Source organism: Syntrophales bacterium (assembly GCA_023229765.1).
In the GTDB taxonomy this organism is placed as follows: domain Bacteria; phylum Desulfobacterota; class Syntrophia; order Syntrophales; family UBA5619; genus DYTH01.
Genome location: JALNYO010000029.1, coordinates 13,903 through 29,878, shown reverse-complemented (window position 1 = coordinate 29,878; position 15,976 = coordinate 13,903). Strand labels below are relative to the sequence as shown.

The window sequence follows — 15,976 nt, the reverse complement described above, 5'->3', positions numbered from 1 at the left end:
AGCACCTTTCGTGCTGAACGATTTGAGTCAGATAAAACGGGAAGGCTCAACCTGGTAGGCATTGCCGGGCTTGCGGCAGGCGAACCAGGGAAGCTTTGCTTCAACCGCGGAGGCTGCGGTTGAAGCTGAGGGGTATGCAGCCTTGGATTATTTATTTGAGGAGATTGTAAAATGGAAAAGATACCGGTTCAGGAAATCAAAATGGAGATGGCCAAGAAAACTATCACGACTCAGCATGCGCAATTCGGCAAAACAATTGGAGTAAATGGCTGTTTTGGGAGCTCCAACCTGGGGCAAATGAGCGGATTTATTCCCAGGGATGTCGTCAAGGCCATTCCTGATGCCTTTATGCGTTGCCCCTTGGCCCTTTTCCCGGAAATTGAAGGGCCGAGCCAGGTTTTGCTGTACGACGACTATCAGGTTGTCATCGACGGATGCGAAGCCCGCTGCATAAAGAAGGCACTGGAGAAGGTCGGCGTTAAGGTTGATTTGAGCTATGCGCTGGATGAGGATTTTAAACTCGAAAAGAAGCCGGGCCCCGATTTTGATCAGGCGAAGATGGCGGAAATTACCCAACGGATCATTGCTGATATTGAGAGGCTCAAACAAGCAAAATGATCGCGTAAACGATTTTTGGTCAATTAATTCAGCGCAGAGGGAATAATTTAAGGGCCCGCCCCGCCATCGAATTGCGATGGCGAGACGCCCCCTTCCCGCCTGTCCCGTAGGTCGGCGACAGCGATCATATCCGACTTATGTCACTGTCAGGTTTTGCGATGCCGACTCTCTTAATGTATTTGTTTCCTGTAATATTTTTCTCTTTTCATTTTTCGCAAATTACAGTACGATCGAAGGGAAGTTAGGGGAAGCCAGATCAGTATATTATTTTTGCAACCGCAAGAAAGCGCAAGAAAGCAGATCGATATCTGGGAAAGAAGAGGTACGGTGGCGATATGAGTCTTACTGCAGACAAAATTGTAACTGATGCAATGGCGCTTCCCCCCGTGCTCCGGGCGTTCGTGGCGGAAAAGCTGATAGAGAGCCTCGATGAGTCGGCAGACACCCCCTTGTCGGTAAAATGGAAAGAAGAAATCCACCGACGTTGTGCCGAGATCGACAATTCCGTAGAGACTCTGCGCAATGCCGAAGAGGTGTTCAAAAATGCCTATGCATCGCTGACATGAGGACTGTTGTATTTCAAGCTGACGCTGAAGCCGAGATGATCGAAGCGGCTGCTTATTACGAGACTCGGCAGCGGAATCTCGGCAGACGTTTCCTTGCTGCTGTGCAGGATTCCCTCAACCGCATTGTAATTAATCCCCAGCTTTATCCTCTTGTCGAACTCGATGTCCGTCGCTGTCTTACGCGAACATTTCCTTTTGGCGTTTTGTTTCGAGACCGTCTCGACAAGCTCGAGGTGATTGCGATCATGCATCTTCGTCGTGATCCTGATTGCTGGAAAGAAAGATAATTGGACACCCGCTGGCATCGCCGCCGTCTATTCATACGATCGCAAACACCCTTCACGCATCGAACCCTTAAAAAAATTGAAGCCTGAAATGGCCTTACCATTGCCTTGACAGAGACAGTCGAACAATGTTAGAAATAACTCAACTTATGAAAAACGCTGAACTTACAGACATTGTCCCCCTGGTAAAGCATCTTTTCTGGTGGGTGCCGGAAAATGAGCTTAAGTCGCTCAGCCCAGACGCCATCGTTGAAACTGCACTCAGCAACGGCAACGAGGATAGTGTGGCTAATTTAGTGGAGAAAAATATATGGGGTTGATAAATCTGCTGTTCAAGGATCCGCTGACGTTTTTTCTGGTGGCGATTCCACTTTTGTATTCAATAATTTTTCATGAACTGGCCCACGGCTGGGTCGCCTGGAAACTGGGGGATCCGACGGCAAAAAACGCCGGCCGACTGACCTTGAATCCGCTGAGCCACCTTGAGCCGATCGGCACGCTGATGCTGCTTTTCGTCGGCTTCGGCTGGGCCAGGCCGGTGCCGATCAATATGGGCTACATTCGCACCCGCTCCGGACTGATCATGGTCGCGGCGGCAGGCATTGTTGCCAACATGATCATGGCTTTTATCGCTGTCTTGCTGATCAAGCTGCTGGCCCCGGAATCTTCCAGTTCGCTCGGCCTGCTTTTGTACTACATGATGCAGATCAACATCATGCTCGCGGCGTTCAACCTGATCCCGATCCCGCCCCTGGACGGCTCGAAGATCCTGATGGGGTTTCTGTCGCACCGGACCCAGTACGCCCTCTCCCGCCTCGAACCATACGGGTTTTTCATTATCATCGGTCTTCTGTACATCGGGGCGCTTGACCCGGTGATCAAGTTTTTTCGGTGGATTATCATGACAATTATCGGGTTTTTTATTTTCTGAACAATGGTCTATAGATGAGCGACACGGTATTTCAGGTAACAAATCTCGCCAAGGTGTATCTGATGGGAGAGGTAGAGGTTCATGCCCTCCGAGGGGCGAATCTCGAGATATTTGCCGGGGAGCTGGTGGTGCTGCTCGGTCCCTCGGGAAGCGGGAAATCTACACTGCTGAACATCATCGGCGGCCTGGATACGGCGACCAGCGGGACGGTGTTTTACCGGGAAAAGGAACTGACGTCCGCCGGCGAGCGGGAGTTGACCGAATATCGCCGCACCAGCGTCGGGTTCGTTTTTCAATTTTACAACCTGATCCCAAGCCTGAACGCGCTGGAGAACGTTGCCGTCGTCACCGAAATCGCCCACAACCCGATGAGGCCGGAAGAGGCGCTGACGCTGGTCGGCCTGGGCGAGCGGCTCGACCATTTTCCCGCCCAGCTTTCCGGAGGCGAGCAGCAGCGGGTCGCGATCGCCCGCGCGATTGCGAAGAATCCGGCGGTGCTGCTCTGCGACGAGCCGACCGGCGCACTCGATTCCCAAACAGGAATCGTCGTCCTCGAGGTCCTTGAAAGAATCAACCGGGAGCTCGGCACGGCGACCGTTATCATCACCCACAACGCCGACATCGCCGGGATGGCGGACCGGGTCATCCATTTAAGCAACGGCCTCATCACGGAAATCGCGGAAAACAAGGTGAAAAAATCGTCAAGTGAACTTCAGTGGTGAGTGCGTGAAGTCGCTCGATCGAAAAATATTCCGGGATATCCTGCACCTCAAGGGGCAGGTCTTCGCGATCACCCTCGTGGTGGTAAGCGGCCTGGCGACCTTCATCATGTTCATCAGCACGATCGATTCGCTTTCTCTTACCAGGGACGCTTTCTACCGCAACTACCGCTTTGCCGACGTCTTCGTTTCGCTGAAGCGGGCGCCGGAGAGCCTGAAGCAAAAAATCGCCGAGATTCCCGGCGTATCCCTTGTCGAAACAAGGGTCTGCGGCTACGCCAAACTTGACATCGCCGGTTTTGCCGAGCCGGTGACGGCGCGGCTCGTGTCGCTGCCGGAGGAGGGCGAACCGCTCTTGAACCGCCTCTACTTGAGACAGGGCAGACTGGCCGATCCGACCCGGGACAATGAGGTCGTAATCAACGAGAGCTTCGCCCTCGCCCACCGTTTTGAGCCCGGCGACCGTTTCGCGGCGATCATCAACGGCAAGCGCAAGGAGCTGGCGATTGTCGGCATCGCCCTTTCCCCGGAGTTCGTGCTGCTGATGCGTCCGGACGCGACCAGCCCCGATTTTAAGCGTTACGGGGTGCTCTGGCTGGGACGCAAGGCCCTTGCCCAATCGTACGACATGGACGGCGCCTTCAACGACGTCGTCCTGACCTTGTCGAGGAACGCCCGCCCCAGCGATGTTATCGCCGCGCTCGACTCGGTTGTCGATTCCTCCGGGGGACTGGGCGCCTATCCCCGCAAGGATCAGATCTCCCACCGGCTGCTCACGGGCGAGTTTCAGCAGCTCCGGCAGAGCGCCCGGATCTTTCCGACGATCTTCATCTTCGTCGCCGCCTTTCTCTTGAATGTCGTCATGAGCCGGACGATCAACATGCAGCGCGAGCAGATCGGCATCCTGAAGGCGTTTGGCTACACGAACGCCGCCATCGGCTTCCATTACGCGAAGCTGGTCGTTCTGATCATCCTGCCCGGTCTCTGCGGAGGCGTGGCGGCCGGAATCTGGTTCGGCCGAATGCTGGGAGACATCTACATGGCCGTTTACCGTTTCCCCATGCTTATCTATACCTTATATCCCCATGTCGTCATTGAGGCGCTCTTGATCAGCATCCTTGCCGCCCTGGCCGGCACGCTCTTTTCCCTGGCCCGGGCGGCCCGGCAGCCCCCCGCCGAGGCGATGCGGCCCGAGCCGCCCGCCCGCTATCGGGTGACATTTCTCGAAAAGGCGCTACTCGGCCGCATGCTTTCTCAGCCCTCCCGGATGATTCTGCGGAACCTCTCCCGCAAACCGGTAAGAACCCTGCTTTCGATAATCGGGATCGCCGTTGCCTGCGCAACGATGATCGCCAGCGGTTTCTTCAAGGATTCCGTGAACTTCATAGTTGATGTCCAGTTTGTCCGCTCGCAGAAGGAGGATATGCGGATAAGCTTTGTCGAGCCATCCTCCCTTAAAGCCTTGTACGAGCTGAAGAATCTGCCGGGCGTGCGGAATGCCGAGGGCTTCCGCCGGGTTCCGGCGCGGTTCGTCTCCGGCCATAAAAGCTACCGGACGGCAATCTACGGGATCGAGCCGGGAAGCCGCCTGCATCTGCTTTTGGACACGAATCTGCAGCGGGTGGCGATTCCTCCCGAAGGCATTGTTATCAATGACTATCTGGCCAGAATGCTCAACATCCGGACCGGCGATCTGCTGACCGTCGAGATTCTCGAAGGGGCAAAACCGGTACGCCGGATTCAGGTCGTCGGCACGGCCAAGCTTTTTCTCGGCGTGCTGGGATACATGGATACAGGCGCCCTCAACCGGTTGCTGCGGGAGGGAAACGCGCTTTCCGGCGCGTATCTGCTGACCGACTCCCTGCAGAACGAGGCTCTGTTTCGGACTTTCACCGAGATGCCGAGGGTGAGCGGGATTGTTATTAGACGTAATGAGATCCGAAATTTCCACGATGTGCAGGCACGGGGTATGCTCTTTTTCACGTTCATTGCGACGCTGATGGCCTGCTCGATCGCCTTCGGCGTTGTATATAACAGTGCCAGGATAGCATTTTCAGAACGAAGCCGGGAACTTGCAAGTCTCAGGGTGCTGGGATACACACGCGGGGAGATATCGTATATCCTGCTGGGCGAGCTGGGGCTGCTCACGCTTGCCGCCCTGCCACTGGGCTTTATCGCCGGGCGCCTGCTGTGCGCGTATATCGCCGGGGCGCTCGCCTCCGATCTGTTTCGCGTTCCACTGATAATAGAAATGCATACATACGCACTGGCCGCCGCCGTCGTGCTGATATCGGCCTCCTTTTCGGGGCTGATCGTCCGCCGCCGGTTAGACACGCTCGATCTTGTCGAAGTATTGAAAACGAGGGAATAAATTATGAAAGCTGCAACACGAAGAACGCTTCTTTTGACCATCATCATCCTCGCCGTTATCCTGGCGACAATTTACGGTTTTCTGCCCAAACCAATCGCGGTCGATCTCGTCGCGGCGGAACGGGGGCCGCTCCGGGTGGCAATAGAAGAGGAGGGCCGCACCCGGCTGAAGGAGAGGTTTCTCGTTTCCGCACCGGTTGCCGGATATATTACCCGCAATCGTTTGAACGTAGGGGATGCCCTCCGCAAGGGACAGGTTCTGGTTTCTATAGAACCGCCCCGGTCGCAGCCGTTAGACAGGCGCACCCGCGAGGAGGGGAATGCCCTCGTACTCGTAGCGGAAGCCGGATTCAAGGCGGCGCGGGAAAAGGAACAGGCCGCGCAGGCCGATGTCGAGTATAGCGAAAAGCGGGTCGAACGAATAAGAAATTTATATTTAAAACGGTATGTTGCGAAGGATCAGCTCGATCAGACGGAGGCAGAGGCAAAGAAGGCGAAGGCAGTTCAGCTCGCAGCCGCGGCTGCGGCTGAAGCCTCCCGCTTCGAGCTCGAACGGGCAAAGGCGGCGCTTAAAAACGTCTCTTCCCGCGTAAACCATGAAAAGCCGGAAACCCTGAAGATTGCCTCGCCGTTAGACGGGGTTGTCTTCCGGGTGCTTCGCAAAAGCGAGGGGCCCGTCAGCGCCGGGGAACCGCTCCTGGAGATCGGCGATGTCCGGGCGCTTGAAGTCCGCGTCGAGGTGCTTTCCTCCGACGCGGTGAGGATAAAAAAGGGGACAAAGGCGGTTTTTAAACGCTGGGGCGGCGAGGAGACGCTGGAAGGGGTTGTCCGCACCGTGGAACCGGCGGGATTCACCAAGATCTCGAGCCTCGGCGTCGAGGAGCAGCGGGTGCTGGTGCTTGCGGATATTGTTTCTCCTCCGGAAACATGGCGGGCAGTCGGCGACGGCTACCGCCTCGATGCGAGTTTTATCGTCTGGGAAAAAGAGGGGGTTTTACAGGTTCCGGTCGGGGCGCTGTTCCGTTCCGGTCAGAACTGGGCCGTTTTTGTTGACGAAAACGGGCGGGCAAGGCAACGAGTCCTGAAAATCGGTCAGCGCAACGGCCTGGCGGCAGAGGTTGTCACCGGCCTCAAGGAAGGCGAGCGGGTCATCACCCATCCCGACGATGCGGTGAAAGACGGCGTGCGCATCACCGGGGGGGCAGGTCTTTAATTTAAGCGTTTTGCTCTTGCGAGTTGGCTGAGCATTTTGAAATAAAGGAAAAAAGCGTCAATCATTTCGTCATTTTAAACAATCCTGCATGATCGCGATATGCTCGCCGGCAAAGGCCGGCTGATCCAGAAATCCCTGGATCCGTCCTTTCGTGACGGCGTCGATCTCGTCGCTCATGATGTTTGCCGTGTTGTACCGACCTTGCATCGCCAGCATTCTTTCTCGCCTTCGCTGCTTTCCCCATCAGCAAGCAGCGCTTCCCTGATAACGTCCTGCACCTTCCCTAACTCCATGTTTTCCAGACACAAGCTCTTTCCGCCGCCGTTGCAGCCCTTGAGAGAGCACGGCGCACAGGACATGCCGGATACGACCACGCGGTTGTTTTTTCCCGGCGGCGTCCAATAGCGCCAGTCGGAAGGGCCGTAAATCGTCACGGTCGGCGTTCCCACCGCGGCGGCGATGTGCGGGGCGGCGGAATCTACGCCGACATGCAGGCGGCTGCAGGAAAGAACGCCGGCAAGCTCCGCGAGCGTCGTGGCGCCGGCAATACTGAAGGCCCTGCCGGGGCAGGCGGCGACGATCGCCTCGGCCCGCTTTTTTTCACCGGACGAGCCGATGATGACCACTTTAATTTTATATTCCGCGTACAGCCAGTCGATGATCCGCACCCACTTTTCAGCCCCCCATTCCTTGTATGACCAGCGGGAAAAGGGGTTCAGGGTAATCCAGCTTTTTACGGCGCTTCCGCCAACCGCAACGGCCGCTGAAAAGCCGGCCTCTCCCAGGAAAACAGGAAGCCCCAGAGAGGCGATAATGTCCGCCGCCCGCCGCCGCGCTCCTTCTGACAGGTTCAGTCTGGGAACGGCATCCTCGGTTTCTATCCCGAAGGCCCGCAGGATATACAACGACTGGTCGGCCGCTCCAACTGCGAGCGGTTTGCCGTTCCAGCCGACCAAGTGGGTAAACAAATGGTTGCGCAAACCGCGCATAGACGGATAATAGAGGGCGGCGCGCCGGGGCGACCCGGTCAGAAAGGCCATGTACCCCCCCCGTTCATCCGCCCGGAAGTCGAAGACGAGGTCAAAATGTTCCCGGCGAAGCGATGATATCAGTGAAAACGAACTAATAAGGTCTTTAACAAGCGATTTTCCGCTTTGGGGAACCTCGAAGGTTTTCGGTGGCAGTATTTCGGCATCCAGAAGAGAGGCACTCCCCGCCCGCAGCAGGACGGACAGCTCCACTCCGGGCCAGGCTTTGCGTATCGCGGCAAGCGCAGGCAACGTCCAGACGACATCCCCGATATCGCCCAACTGGATTATCAAGACCCGGCCAATGGACGGGAGCTTGCCAAAAAAATCAGAAACATTCACTATTTAAATTAAAAAGCGTTTTTTCGGCACAGGCTTACGCCCTCGTCTTTAGTGTTGACGAATCGCCGATTGCTTTTTCCTCAATAAATTCGCCGTCAATTATCATTTTTAACTAAAGAAAGATGACGTTTACCTTGTAAATGCGTCATCCATCGGTCAGCACTCTTCCCTCTGTTAATAGCTGTAAGTGTTACCTTGCCGCCAGGTTCGTAAATGATCGCTGTTTTCATCATTCTGCCGGAAATATAGTCAGATGAGAAATGAAGATTGCCACCTTCAAACTCAAGACCATGAATAAAATAGCCAAGCTGCCAGTCCTCATCAGGGATGAAATCATTTTCAGAATAGCCTCTTGGGGCTGCATAGGTAAATGACATCAAAGACAATGAAAATAGAATCCCGATAGCCGATATGTCCGGTTCGTCCTCTTCAATCTGGAAGACAATTTTGTGAAAAGAGCCCCTATCTCCTTCATAGCCTGGCGTTTCCTGAAGCTCATTTGACAGGATACTGATGTTGATGATCCCAATAGTATTCTCCAAAAGCTCTAAAGCCTCTGCTCTGTTTATGTCGTTGCTCATAAGTTGCCTCTCAAGGATAATCAGTTTTGAATAGCGAGAAAAATCACCTCTGCTGTGAATCTAAAAGCATATATGTATCCAAAAATCAAGCGTATTCCACATGGCGAGCAGAATAATATAGCTCAGTTACGCCAAGGCAATTTGTTTAATCCATAATTCGAATAAGTTGTAGCGAAGCTTCTTCTTTCTGTGTTATGTTTTGGCAGGGGTAACTCCTCTGTTTGCAATAACACGCCGCAGCCCAAGAGAAGAAGCAACCGCCATTGCTTAAAACATTATAGACCATCATTAAAATTAATTATTTACGGAAGGAAATCAAAATGTTTACCCGGATGTCCTTTATAAATAGGAAGAGAAGAGACAGGGCATGGAATCTTTTTAACAAAATCGAGAAGAACCGTCTTGGCGAATTTGAGGAAAACGGCGAAAAACGTTTTGTTGAAAATATCCTGGAAGAATTCGAGAAAACTGACGCCGAAAGGGTGATTTTTGATGTCGGCGCGAACGTAGGACAGTATTCCACCATGCTGACCAGCGTTGCCGCTGCCCGCAACATTAAAATAAAGCTTCATCTCTTCGAGCCTGCAAAACCATGTTTCGCTGAACTTACCAATAGATTTTCTCAATCGGACAACCTCATTCTCAATAATTTTGGGGCATCTGACAGCAACGGCACAGCCAGAATCTTTTACGATGAAGAAAAGAGCGAAGGGGCGTCCCTGTATCAGAGAAATCTTCGTTACTACAATACAGAAATGAACAAATTTGCAGAGATTGAGCTTCGCAGACTTGACGACTACATAAAAGATAAAAAAATAAACCACATAGCCTTCATAAAACTCGATATCGAAGGTCATGAATTAAACGCTTTTAAGGGCCTCGGCGAATATTTGAACCATGATTTCATAGACTTTCTGCAATTTGAATATGGCGGCACAAATCTGGACTCTCATACGAGTCTGATGGAGTTATACCAGTTTCTCACAGATCGGGGCTTCCTGGTGGCTAAAGTAATGCCCACAGGTTTAGAGATCAGAAGCTACAGCCCCTTCATGGAAAATTTTCAGAATGCCAACTATATGGCTGTTTCACCGACAAAAATAAAAAAATGACCCGTTAAAAACATCCTTCTGTGCGGATTCACCGGGCTGTTAAATGCGCAGAAGTTTCAACAGCGAAAAAATCGTCTCAAACCGCTTCTCCCAGGTATGGGCCGCAAGGGCCCGCCGACGCCCGGCGGCGCGGATAGCCTCGGCTTCCTCCGGATGCGCGAGGAGCCGGTTAATCGCCCTCACGAGATCGTCAAAACCTTGATAAACAACAATTTCTTTCCCGAGATCGTATATTGGCTCTAATTCTTGGTGATATTCAGTAAGATAGAGACCACCGCTCATTGGGATCTCGAAATCTCTTCCTTTGAGGCAGAATGTTTCATTATGTCCCTCGACCCCTCCGAAGCCAAGATTTATTCGGCTTTTCGAGTAGATATGGACCATTTCCTCCGTGGACAGGGGACCATTCGGCCAGCCGTATCCAAAGGCCTCGACGTGGATTCCCTCCTGTTGCAAACGACTGATCGTCTCGGGGCGATTGCCATAGCATTGGCCGACGAAGGAAACATCAATCGTCTTTTCACAATCGCAGGGCTTGTGAATATCAGGGTTGGCCCCCTCGGGAAGATAAACGGGAAGCGCCCCATCGACGCAGTACTTTTTCAGGGCATCCTCGGTGCTCGTCCAGCACAGATCGAACAGGGGGCAGATATCCCGTGAGCCGAAGGCAAGTCCACATCTGACTTTGCCCACGAAATGTTCCTTGTCGTTCAGGCTGAAGTGAATCAGCGGAATTCCCCAGGAACGAAGGGCCCTAATCGTTTCCGGGGAAACTATCTCCCCGGAGAGATATGTAAAAATAACGTCAGGCTTTTCCGCTTTTGCCCAGCGCCCAATACGCTCGACAAGATTCCGATTCATCTTCGCCTTCAGGCTCTTTCGCCAATCATGGCGGGTGTGGGGAAACTCGTCGAACCAGTCGTAATGACGCACCCGCCCGAGCTTTTCCAGCGCGGGCAGCAGCGAAGAGTTTTCCCAGTTGTAGTTGTGAAAAATGGCGATGATGGAAAGCTCACCCGGCGGTTTCGGGGCAAGATCGGGAAAACGTTCTTTGATTGCCGAGAGGATCGCGGCGTCATCGGGAATTTTAAGGCGCCGCGCTTCAAAGGCGGCCTCGTAGCCGGCAAGCTCCGCCTTGAGCCTCCTCGTGTTATTCCACTGGCGAAATTTTTTGCGAGTCTTTTTTAATGGATCATCCATGGCTTATTTTAGATTGCCGCGCCGGATAAAAGCCGCCGGGAATTCCTGATTGTGTACATCCTCGCCCCGTTCGACTTATCTTCCCGCCCGTTCATCATGTTCAGGATATGCCCGGCGTCAATCACGGGGATGGAGAAACGTTCGGCAACATCGACGCAGATCATCAGCGCCCCGACGCCCGCGCCGGCGAGACAGAGATCAGCATCCGGCGGCACCCTCTTGAGGATATCCTCCCTGATTTTATCCCAGCGGGTCGCCACATATTCAGCGGGGATTTCGGTAAAAACGATCTCCGGCCGACTCGAAAAAACGGCAAACCAACGGCGGCACATCTCTGGATTGTACTCCGAATTAAGAATGCACAGCCTTTTCCCATCCACGGCACGGGCAAAGGCCTCCGAGGTCAGATAGGCATAAACCGCATAAAAAGGCAGATAGTTGCTCCCGTTGATAGCTGCGCCATTGATGCAGAGGAAATCCCAGAAGGAAGAGGCCGTGGGCGCTTTTTTGAATCTTTTGAAAAATGATAACAAACCATTTCTTCGGTTCAGTTCGATATTGTCGGGGAAAACCAGAGGCGCCAGCCTGCCCCTTGCGGCAAGCCTTTTTAACGCCTCGATATGCATCGGCATGGCCCGCCGGATCGCCGCTACGGATTCAGCCTGTTTATAGAGGCCGTTGCAGCCCAGGGTGAAATTGTAGAAGGCATACTCCCCGTCGGCAAAACGGACGACCGGCGACGGCAATTTACCCTCCATCCCCCGGCAAAGATATCCGTCCAACAGCTCCGCATAGTCGGTTGCTTTTGCGACGCTTTGGTGAAAAAGGCAGGTTTCCTGCTCAACAATTTCGGGAACATTGGCATCAATAACCGGCTGGTTGTCGATATCCGGCAGATCCAGCCTCGCGAAGCGAAACTCGCCGCTGCGCAGGCACTCATCCAGATAGCCGCCGTTTTTATTCATAAAGCCCTCATCCTCGCCGCCCGCTCCTCTTTTGCGCAACGACGGCATAACTGTGGCCCGAATAACAGCGGGCGATCATCCGGGAAAAGGGTTTCAGCAGCATTTTCCTGTCGAGCCGCTCCTTGACATATTCGGAAAGATAACTTTTATCGCGTATCGTATCGAACCCATACCTGGCAAGGAACCGCTTCTGGGTATTCGGAGTAAAGTGATGAAAATGATACGGAAGCTGCCACCCCTTCCATTGAGCCCACATTTTTTTAGCGTCCGTCCCCTCATAATTGGGCACATCAACAACGAGGATTCCGTCCGGCTTCAGCCATTGCTGGGCCTTTTGCAGGTATTTTGCCGGCTCGCGCGCATGTTCGAGAAAGTGCCACATGGTAATGACATCGAATGACTCCGGCGGATAATCAACATTGTCCACAATCCCGACCTCTACCGGGATCCCCAGCGTTTTGCGGACATAGGCGGCCGAATCGGCGGATATGTCCATCCCTTCAACCTGGTAGCCGAAAAGCCGGCAGGCATAAAGGAAATACCCCATGCCGCAGCCGATATCGAGAATTCTGCCAGTTTTTTTTATCCCGCGAAAAAAACGGATCCGGTGTTTTTCCTGGGATATACGTCTTTTCAGCTCCGGCGAGTCAATCTTCAGACCTTCGTCGTACTGGCTTTCAAAATAACCGCTGCGGTAAAGCTTGTTCAACTCCTCCGGATCCGGGCGCGGATCGAGAACGCCCAGCCCGCATTCATTACAGCGGTAAACGCTCCATTGCCCCTGTTGAAAAAGAAGGCTTCTCGCGGAACTGTCGCAGAGGATGCAACGTTTTTCAGCTCTTTCCATCAATCACCTCGTTCTGCGTCATCTCGTTTAGCGTGTCGCAAATCGCCCGGTATTTTATCCGTTTTCCTTCCGCGGTTGCCTTGTCCTTCGTAAAGGGGATAGACAGCCTCAGCGTAAATAGCCGGAAACTGGCCTTCCGGAGATCGGCTCGGCGGATCCGGGCGACGGCGCCGGGCGAGTAGTGTTTACGATAAAACAGGTACTCCGCGAAAGTCTTTTTTCTCCATACCTCCGCAGGCAGCGACCGCCGTTCGCTCTGACCTCCATAATGCATAACGCCGGCGTCTTCGATATACCCGATCTCATAACCCGCCCGTCTTACCCGCAGACAGAGATCCTGATCCTCGCCGTAAAGCGTAAAGCTTTCGTCGAAGCCATTGAGTTCCCTAATCAAATTGGTACGGGCAATCATCCCGGCGCCCATGACGCAGGCGATTTTTCCCTTCAGCCCGGCAACCTCCGCTCCGGCAAACTTCTGCCCTGGATAGCGGAGGGAAACAGATTCCTGCAAACTTCCGTCAGGATTGACTAATTTGACGCCGGCCAGACCGATTTTCGGGTTGGCATCCATAAACCGGACGCACATCCCGATAATCCCGGACCCGACCAGTTTAGTGTCCGGATTGAGATAGAAGATATATCGCCCCCGGCAGAGGGGCAGAACCTGGTTGTTGGCGGCGGCAAATCCGCGGTTTTCCTTATTTGCCGTCAGCCTGATCTTTTGGTGATTCTTGCGCAGCAGCTCCGCGCCCCCGTCCGTCGAGGCGTTATCGACGACAAAGATCTCCCGCGCCGGGCCTTCATCCCGCTCCACGGAAGAAAGGCACTCCCCGATCAGGTCCGCCGTATTGTATGTGACGATAATAACAGAAACGTCCGGCAGTTCCACCCCAGCGGCATAACAGCTCATCGGCTCACCTTATTTTTACTGACGCGGAAAATTTTCCGTTACGCCAAATACCGTCCTTACCAAATTCAAACATTTGAGCCAATTGCAAAACTCCCAACGCTGTCATTCCCGCGACGCTTCTGGGCGGGAAAACGAAGTTTAATGTTCATAATCCAGTTTTTAACTATTTGAAATCATGAATGCCCGACAAAAGCATTCGGGCATGACACGGAGTTTTGCAACTACCTCATTTGAGGGCATTTTCCCGTTCACAAAACCCCCGTCAGATGCATGGCCAAAAGCTTTCCATAGACCACGAATTTATCGCGTAATTCTCTGTTTAACCCGAGCGTCAGAAGGGTGCCGCAGGTCGTCAGAACCCAGTTTATAAAAAGGCGCACGCTGATGACAAGGCGAAAAAGCAGATAAACGGGACGGCTTTTCCATTTCCGGAAAAATTGATAGCGCGAACGGTAGAATTCCACCCGCGAACGGATATTCCCGCCGATACTCTGGCCCTGCAGATGGTATATCTGCGCCTCCGGGATGTAGAAACTCTTCCAGCCCGCCTTGCGCATCGCAAGCGCCCAATCCGTCTCCTCAAAAAAGAAAAAATAGCGCTCGTCGAACATCCCGACCGCGTCAATCGCCTGCTTGCGTACCATCAGGCAAGCGCCGATGCAGGAGTCAACCTCCAAGGGGACGTTTACGTTATAGCGCTTACTCGGGAATTTAGCGGGCCAGAGGTACTCCAAAAGGGACGTATTCATGAGCAGCGTAAAAAGATTGGGAAAATTGGCGATGGAGTTTTGCCTGCTGCCGTCGGCATTGAGCAGTTGACCGCAGGCCATCGCCGCCTCCGGATGGGCCTCCATAAAAGCGAACAGCCTCTCGCCGGCCTGCTTGCAAAGAATGGCGTCGGAATTGAGCAAAAGCGCGTAGCGGCCTTTCATGACCCGGAGCGCCTGGTTGTTGGCGGCGCCGAAACCCCTGTTTTCAGGGTTTTCAATCACTTTTACGGCGGGAAAACTCTCCCGGAGCATCGCGACGCTGCCGTCCGCCGAGGCGTTGTCAACGACAATCACCTCCAGGGAAAGCCCCCGGACGGTCTCCGCAAGCGCCGAGAGGCAGTTTCTCAGCAGTTCCCTCGTGTTCCAGTTGACGATGATGATCGATATATCCATACGCTTTCAACCTTGACGGTTTAAGAAACTTTTGACGAGAGCGCCAGAATTAGCCATTTTTATGTTTGTTTCCCACCGTCCTTACGGCGCCCTTTGACCTCCCGGCTCATCTCGGCAAGCTTCGCGTACTTAAAGAATTTATTGACCGAATCGGTCACGGCAAGAGTAAAACCCTGCGGACCATCCAGAAAACCGCCCCTGAACAGATAATCCTGAAAAAAGGTGATTTTTGCCCGCAGAAATGCCCCAAAAATAGTCGTCCTGCGGCCCGCCGCAAAAGCCTCCTCGGCCCCGAGCGTGGAATAACGATTTATTTTGGGGATAATCATCTCCAGACGACTTTCCGTATAATGGTCGATCGGGACAGCAAGCTGTTCAACCAGACCATCCACAACAACGGCTTCGTGCACCATCGTCCCGGTCATCTGTCCCTTGCCGTTTTTAAAGAGACGCGCAACCCTGTCCGGCCACCAGCCCGCATGCCTTATCCATCGTCCCTGAAAATAATTCCGGCGGGGAAAGCTGAAGCCAGCGGCCTGCCCCGCCCCCGCTACAAGCTCCCGGATAACGCGCGCCGTTTCCTCCGGAATTCGTTCGTCCGCGTCCAGGACAAGCACCCACGGCAGCTTGCAGCGGTCTATCGCCAGTTGTTTCTGGGGACCGAACCCCCGCCATTCTTCCTGATATATCTCGCAGCCATAGTCGGCGGCGATCCGCAGCGTGTCGTCGGCGCTTCCCGAATCGACCACGACAATCTGGCCGGCAAAAGAGACGCTCTCTAAGCAGGCGGAAAGGTTTTTCGCTTCATTTTTGGCAATGATCGCAACCGAAAGTGGGCATTCCCCCCTCACCGTTCGTCCCTCCATCCCCTTCATATAGCACTCATCCATGAATAACTCTTTGAAGGTCTGAACAAACCTGCTGGGCGCCTCCGGATGAATCCCCCGGGGTGACAAACCTGAGCGGGTCTGCCGCCGTCATCCTGAATTTCGCTGCAAGATAGAGAAACCAGTTTGACATGCTCTTGACAATATTAAAATATCTCACAGTTCACATCCCTCACCCACAGCTTGCCAGGTTTTTCCCTTTTTCACGCTGCCACCGTTTCACCTTTCCCATGGTTCGGA

Annotated in this window: 18 protein-coding genes; 8 read left to right on the top strand and 10 right to left on the bottom strand. The window is 53.6% G+C overall.

Features of this window, described 5'->3' with window-relative positions; genetic code table 11:
* The first annotated feature begins 171 nt into the window (after window positions 1–171).
* Together M0P74_13375 and M0P74_13370 are read left to right on the top strand one after the other, a co-directional pair.
* On the top strand, window positions 172–618 hold the full coding sequence (locus M0P74_13375; GenBank protein MCK9364575.1) for a putative zinc-binding protein: 447 nt from the start codon (window positions 172–174) through the stop codon (window positions 616–618).
* 335 nt (window positions 619–953) lie between these two features.
* A complete protein-coding gene (locus M0P74_13370; GenBank protein ID MCK9364574.1) occupies window positions 954–1,184 on the top strand; it encodes an addiction module protein in 231 nt (76 codons plus the stop codon).
* Here the strand turns inward: M0P74_13370 and M0P74_13365 are convergent.
* Complete coding sequence (locus M0P74_13365; protein MCK9364573.1) at window positions 1,166–1,435, bottom strand: hypothetical protein; 270 nt, start codon at window positions 1,433–1,435, stop codon at window positions 1,166–1,168. The genes M0P74_13370 and M0P74_13365 overlap by 19 nt on opposite strands.
* A gap of 161 nt (window positions 1,436–1,596) precedes the next feature.
* On the opposite strand from M0P74_13365, the gene M0P74_13360 reads away from it, so the two are divergent.
* From M0P74_13360 to M0P74_13340, 5 genes are read left to right on the top strand one after another with little or no spacing between them, the layout of a single operon-like run.
* The gene (locus M0P74_13360) at window positions 1,597–1,788 is read left to right on the top strand and encodes a hypothetical protein (protein ID MCK9364572.1); all 192 of its coding nucleotides are present in this window, start codon (window positions 1,597–1,599) and stop codon (window positions 1,786–1,788) included.
* Complete coding sequence (locus M0P74_13355) at window positions 1,779–2,399, top strand: site-2 protease family protein (GenBank protein MCK9364571.1); 621 nt, start codon at window positions 1,779–1,781, stop codon at window positions 2,397–2,399. The genes M0P74_13360 and M0P74_13355 overlap by 10 nt, the downstream gene beginning before the upstream one ends.
* A gap of 14 nt (window positions 2,400–2,413) precedes the next feature.
* On the top strand, window positions 2,414–3,121 hold the full coding sequence (locus tag M0P74_13350) for an ABC transporter ATP-binding protein (protein MCK9364570.1): 708 nt from the start codon (window positions 2,414–2,416) through the stop codon (window positions 3,119–3,121).
* Window positions 3,105–5,489: an ABC transporter permease gene (locus M0P74_13345; GenBank protein ID MCK9364569.1), complete on the top strand. Its 2,385-nt coding sequence runs from the start codon at window positions 3,105–3,107 to the stop codon at window positions 5,487–5,489. The genes M0P74_13350 and M0P74_13345 overlap by 17 nt, the downstream gene beginning before the upstream one ends.
* A 3-nt stretch (window positions 5,490–5,492) precedes the next feature.
* Entirely contained in the window at window positions 5,493–6,701 is a 1,209-nt protein-coding gene (locus M0P74_13340) for an HlyD family efflux transporter periplasmic adaptor subunit (protein MCK9364568.1), read from the top strand.
* Between the two features lie 69 nt (window positions 6,702–6,770).
* Here the strand turns inward: M0P74_13340 and M0P74_13335 are convergent, their stop codons facing one another.
* From M0P74_13335 to M0P74_13325, 3 genes are all read right to left on the bottom strand, one after another.
* Window positions 6,771–6,917 carry a hypothetical protein gene (locus M0P74_13335; GenBank protein MCK9364567.1) on the bottom strand — a complete coding sequence of 49 codons (147 nt, stop codon included), beginning with the start codon at window positions 6,915–6,917 and terminating at the stop codon, window positions 6,771–6,773.
* A complete protein-coding gene (locus tag M0P74_13330) occupies window positions 6,875–8,023 on the bottom strand; it encodes a glycosyltransferase family 9 protein (GenBank protein ID MCK9364566.1) in 1,149 nt (382 codons plus the stop codon). The genes M0P74_13335 and M0P74_13330 overlap by 43 nt, the downstream gene beginning before the upstream one ends.
* 143 nt (window positions 8,024–8,166) lie before the next feature.
* Window positions 8,167–8,652, bottom strand: coding sequence for a hypothetical protein (locus M0P74_13325; GenBank protein MCK9364565.1), 486 nt, complete (start codon window positions 8,650–8,652; stop codon window positions 8,167–8,169).
* 320 nt (window positions 8,653–8,972) lie between these two features.
* Here M0P74_13325 and M0P74_13320 point away from each other — a divergent pair, with 320 nt between their 5' ends.
* Complete coding sequence (locus M0P74_13320; protein ID MCK9364564.1) at window positions 8,973–9,764, top strand: FkbM family methyltransferase; 792 nt, start codon at window positions 8,973–8,975, stop codon at window positions 9,762–9,764.
* A gap of 39 nt (window positions 9,765–9,803) precedes the next feature.
* Here M0P74_13320 and M0P74_13315 read toward each other — a convergent pair whose 3' ends face one another.
* From M0P74_13315 to M0P74_13290, 6 genes are all read right to left on the bottom strand, one after another.
* On the bottom strand, window positions 9,804–10,964 hold the full coding sequence (locus tag M0P74_13315) for a glycosyltransferase (GenBank protein ID MCK9364563.1): 1,161 nt from the start codon (window positions 10,962–10,964) through the stop codon (window positions 9,804–9,806).
* 8 nt (window positions 10,965–10,972) lie between these two features.
* Window positions 10,973–11,929, bottom strand: coding sequence for a hypothetical protein (locus M0P74_13310; GenBank protein MCK9364562.1), 957 nt, complete (start codon window positions 11,927–11,929; stop codon window positions 10,973–10,975).
* A gap of 7 nt (window positions 11,930–11,936) precedes the next feature.
* The gene (locus M0P74_13305) at window positions 11,937–12,776 is read right to left on the bottom strand and encodes a class I SAM-dependent methyltransferase (protein MCK9364561.1); all 840 of its coding nucleotides are present in this window, start codon (window positions 12,774–12,776) and stop codon (window positions 11,937–11,939) included.
* Window positions 12,763–13,686: a glycosyltransferase family 2 protein gene (locus tag M0P74_13300; GenBank protein ID MCK9364560.1), complete on the bottom strand. Its 924-nt coding sequence runs from the start codon at window positions 13,684–13,686 to the stop codon at window positions 12,763–12,765. The genes M0P74_13305 and M0P74_13300 overlap by 14 nt, the downstream gene beginning before the upstream one ends.
* A gap of 248 nt (window positions 13,687–13,934) precedes the next feature.
* Window positions 13,935–14,849: a glycosyltransferase family 2 protein gene (locus tag M0P74_13295; GenBank protein ID MCK9364559.1), complete on the bottom strand. Its 915-nt coding sequence runs from the start codon at window positions 14,847–14,849 to the stop codon at window positions 13,935–13,937.
* A 59-nt stretch (window positions 14,850–14,908) separates the two neighbouring features.
* Entirely contained in the window at window positions 14,909–15,739 is an 831-nt protein-coding gene (locus M0P74_13290; protein MCK9364558.1) for a glycosyltransferase family 2 protein, read from the bottom strand.
* Window positions 15,740–15,976 lie beyond the last annotated feature (237 nt).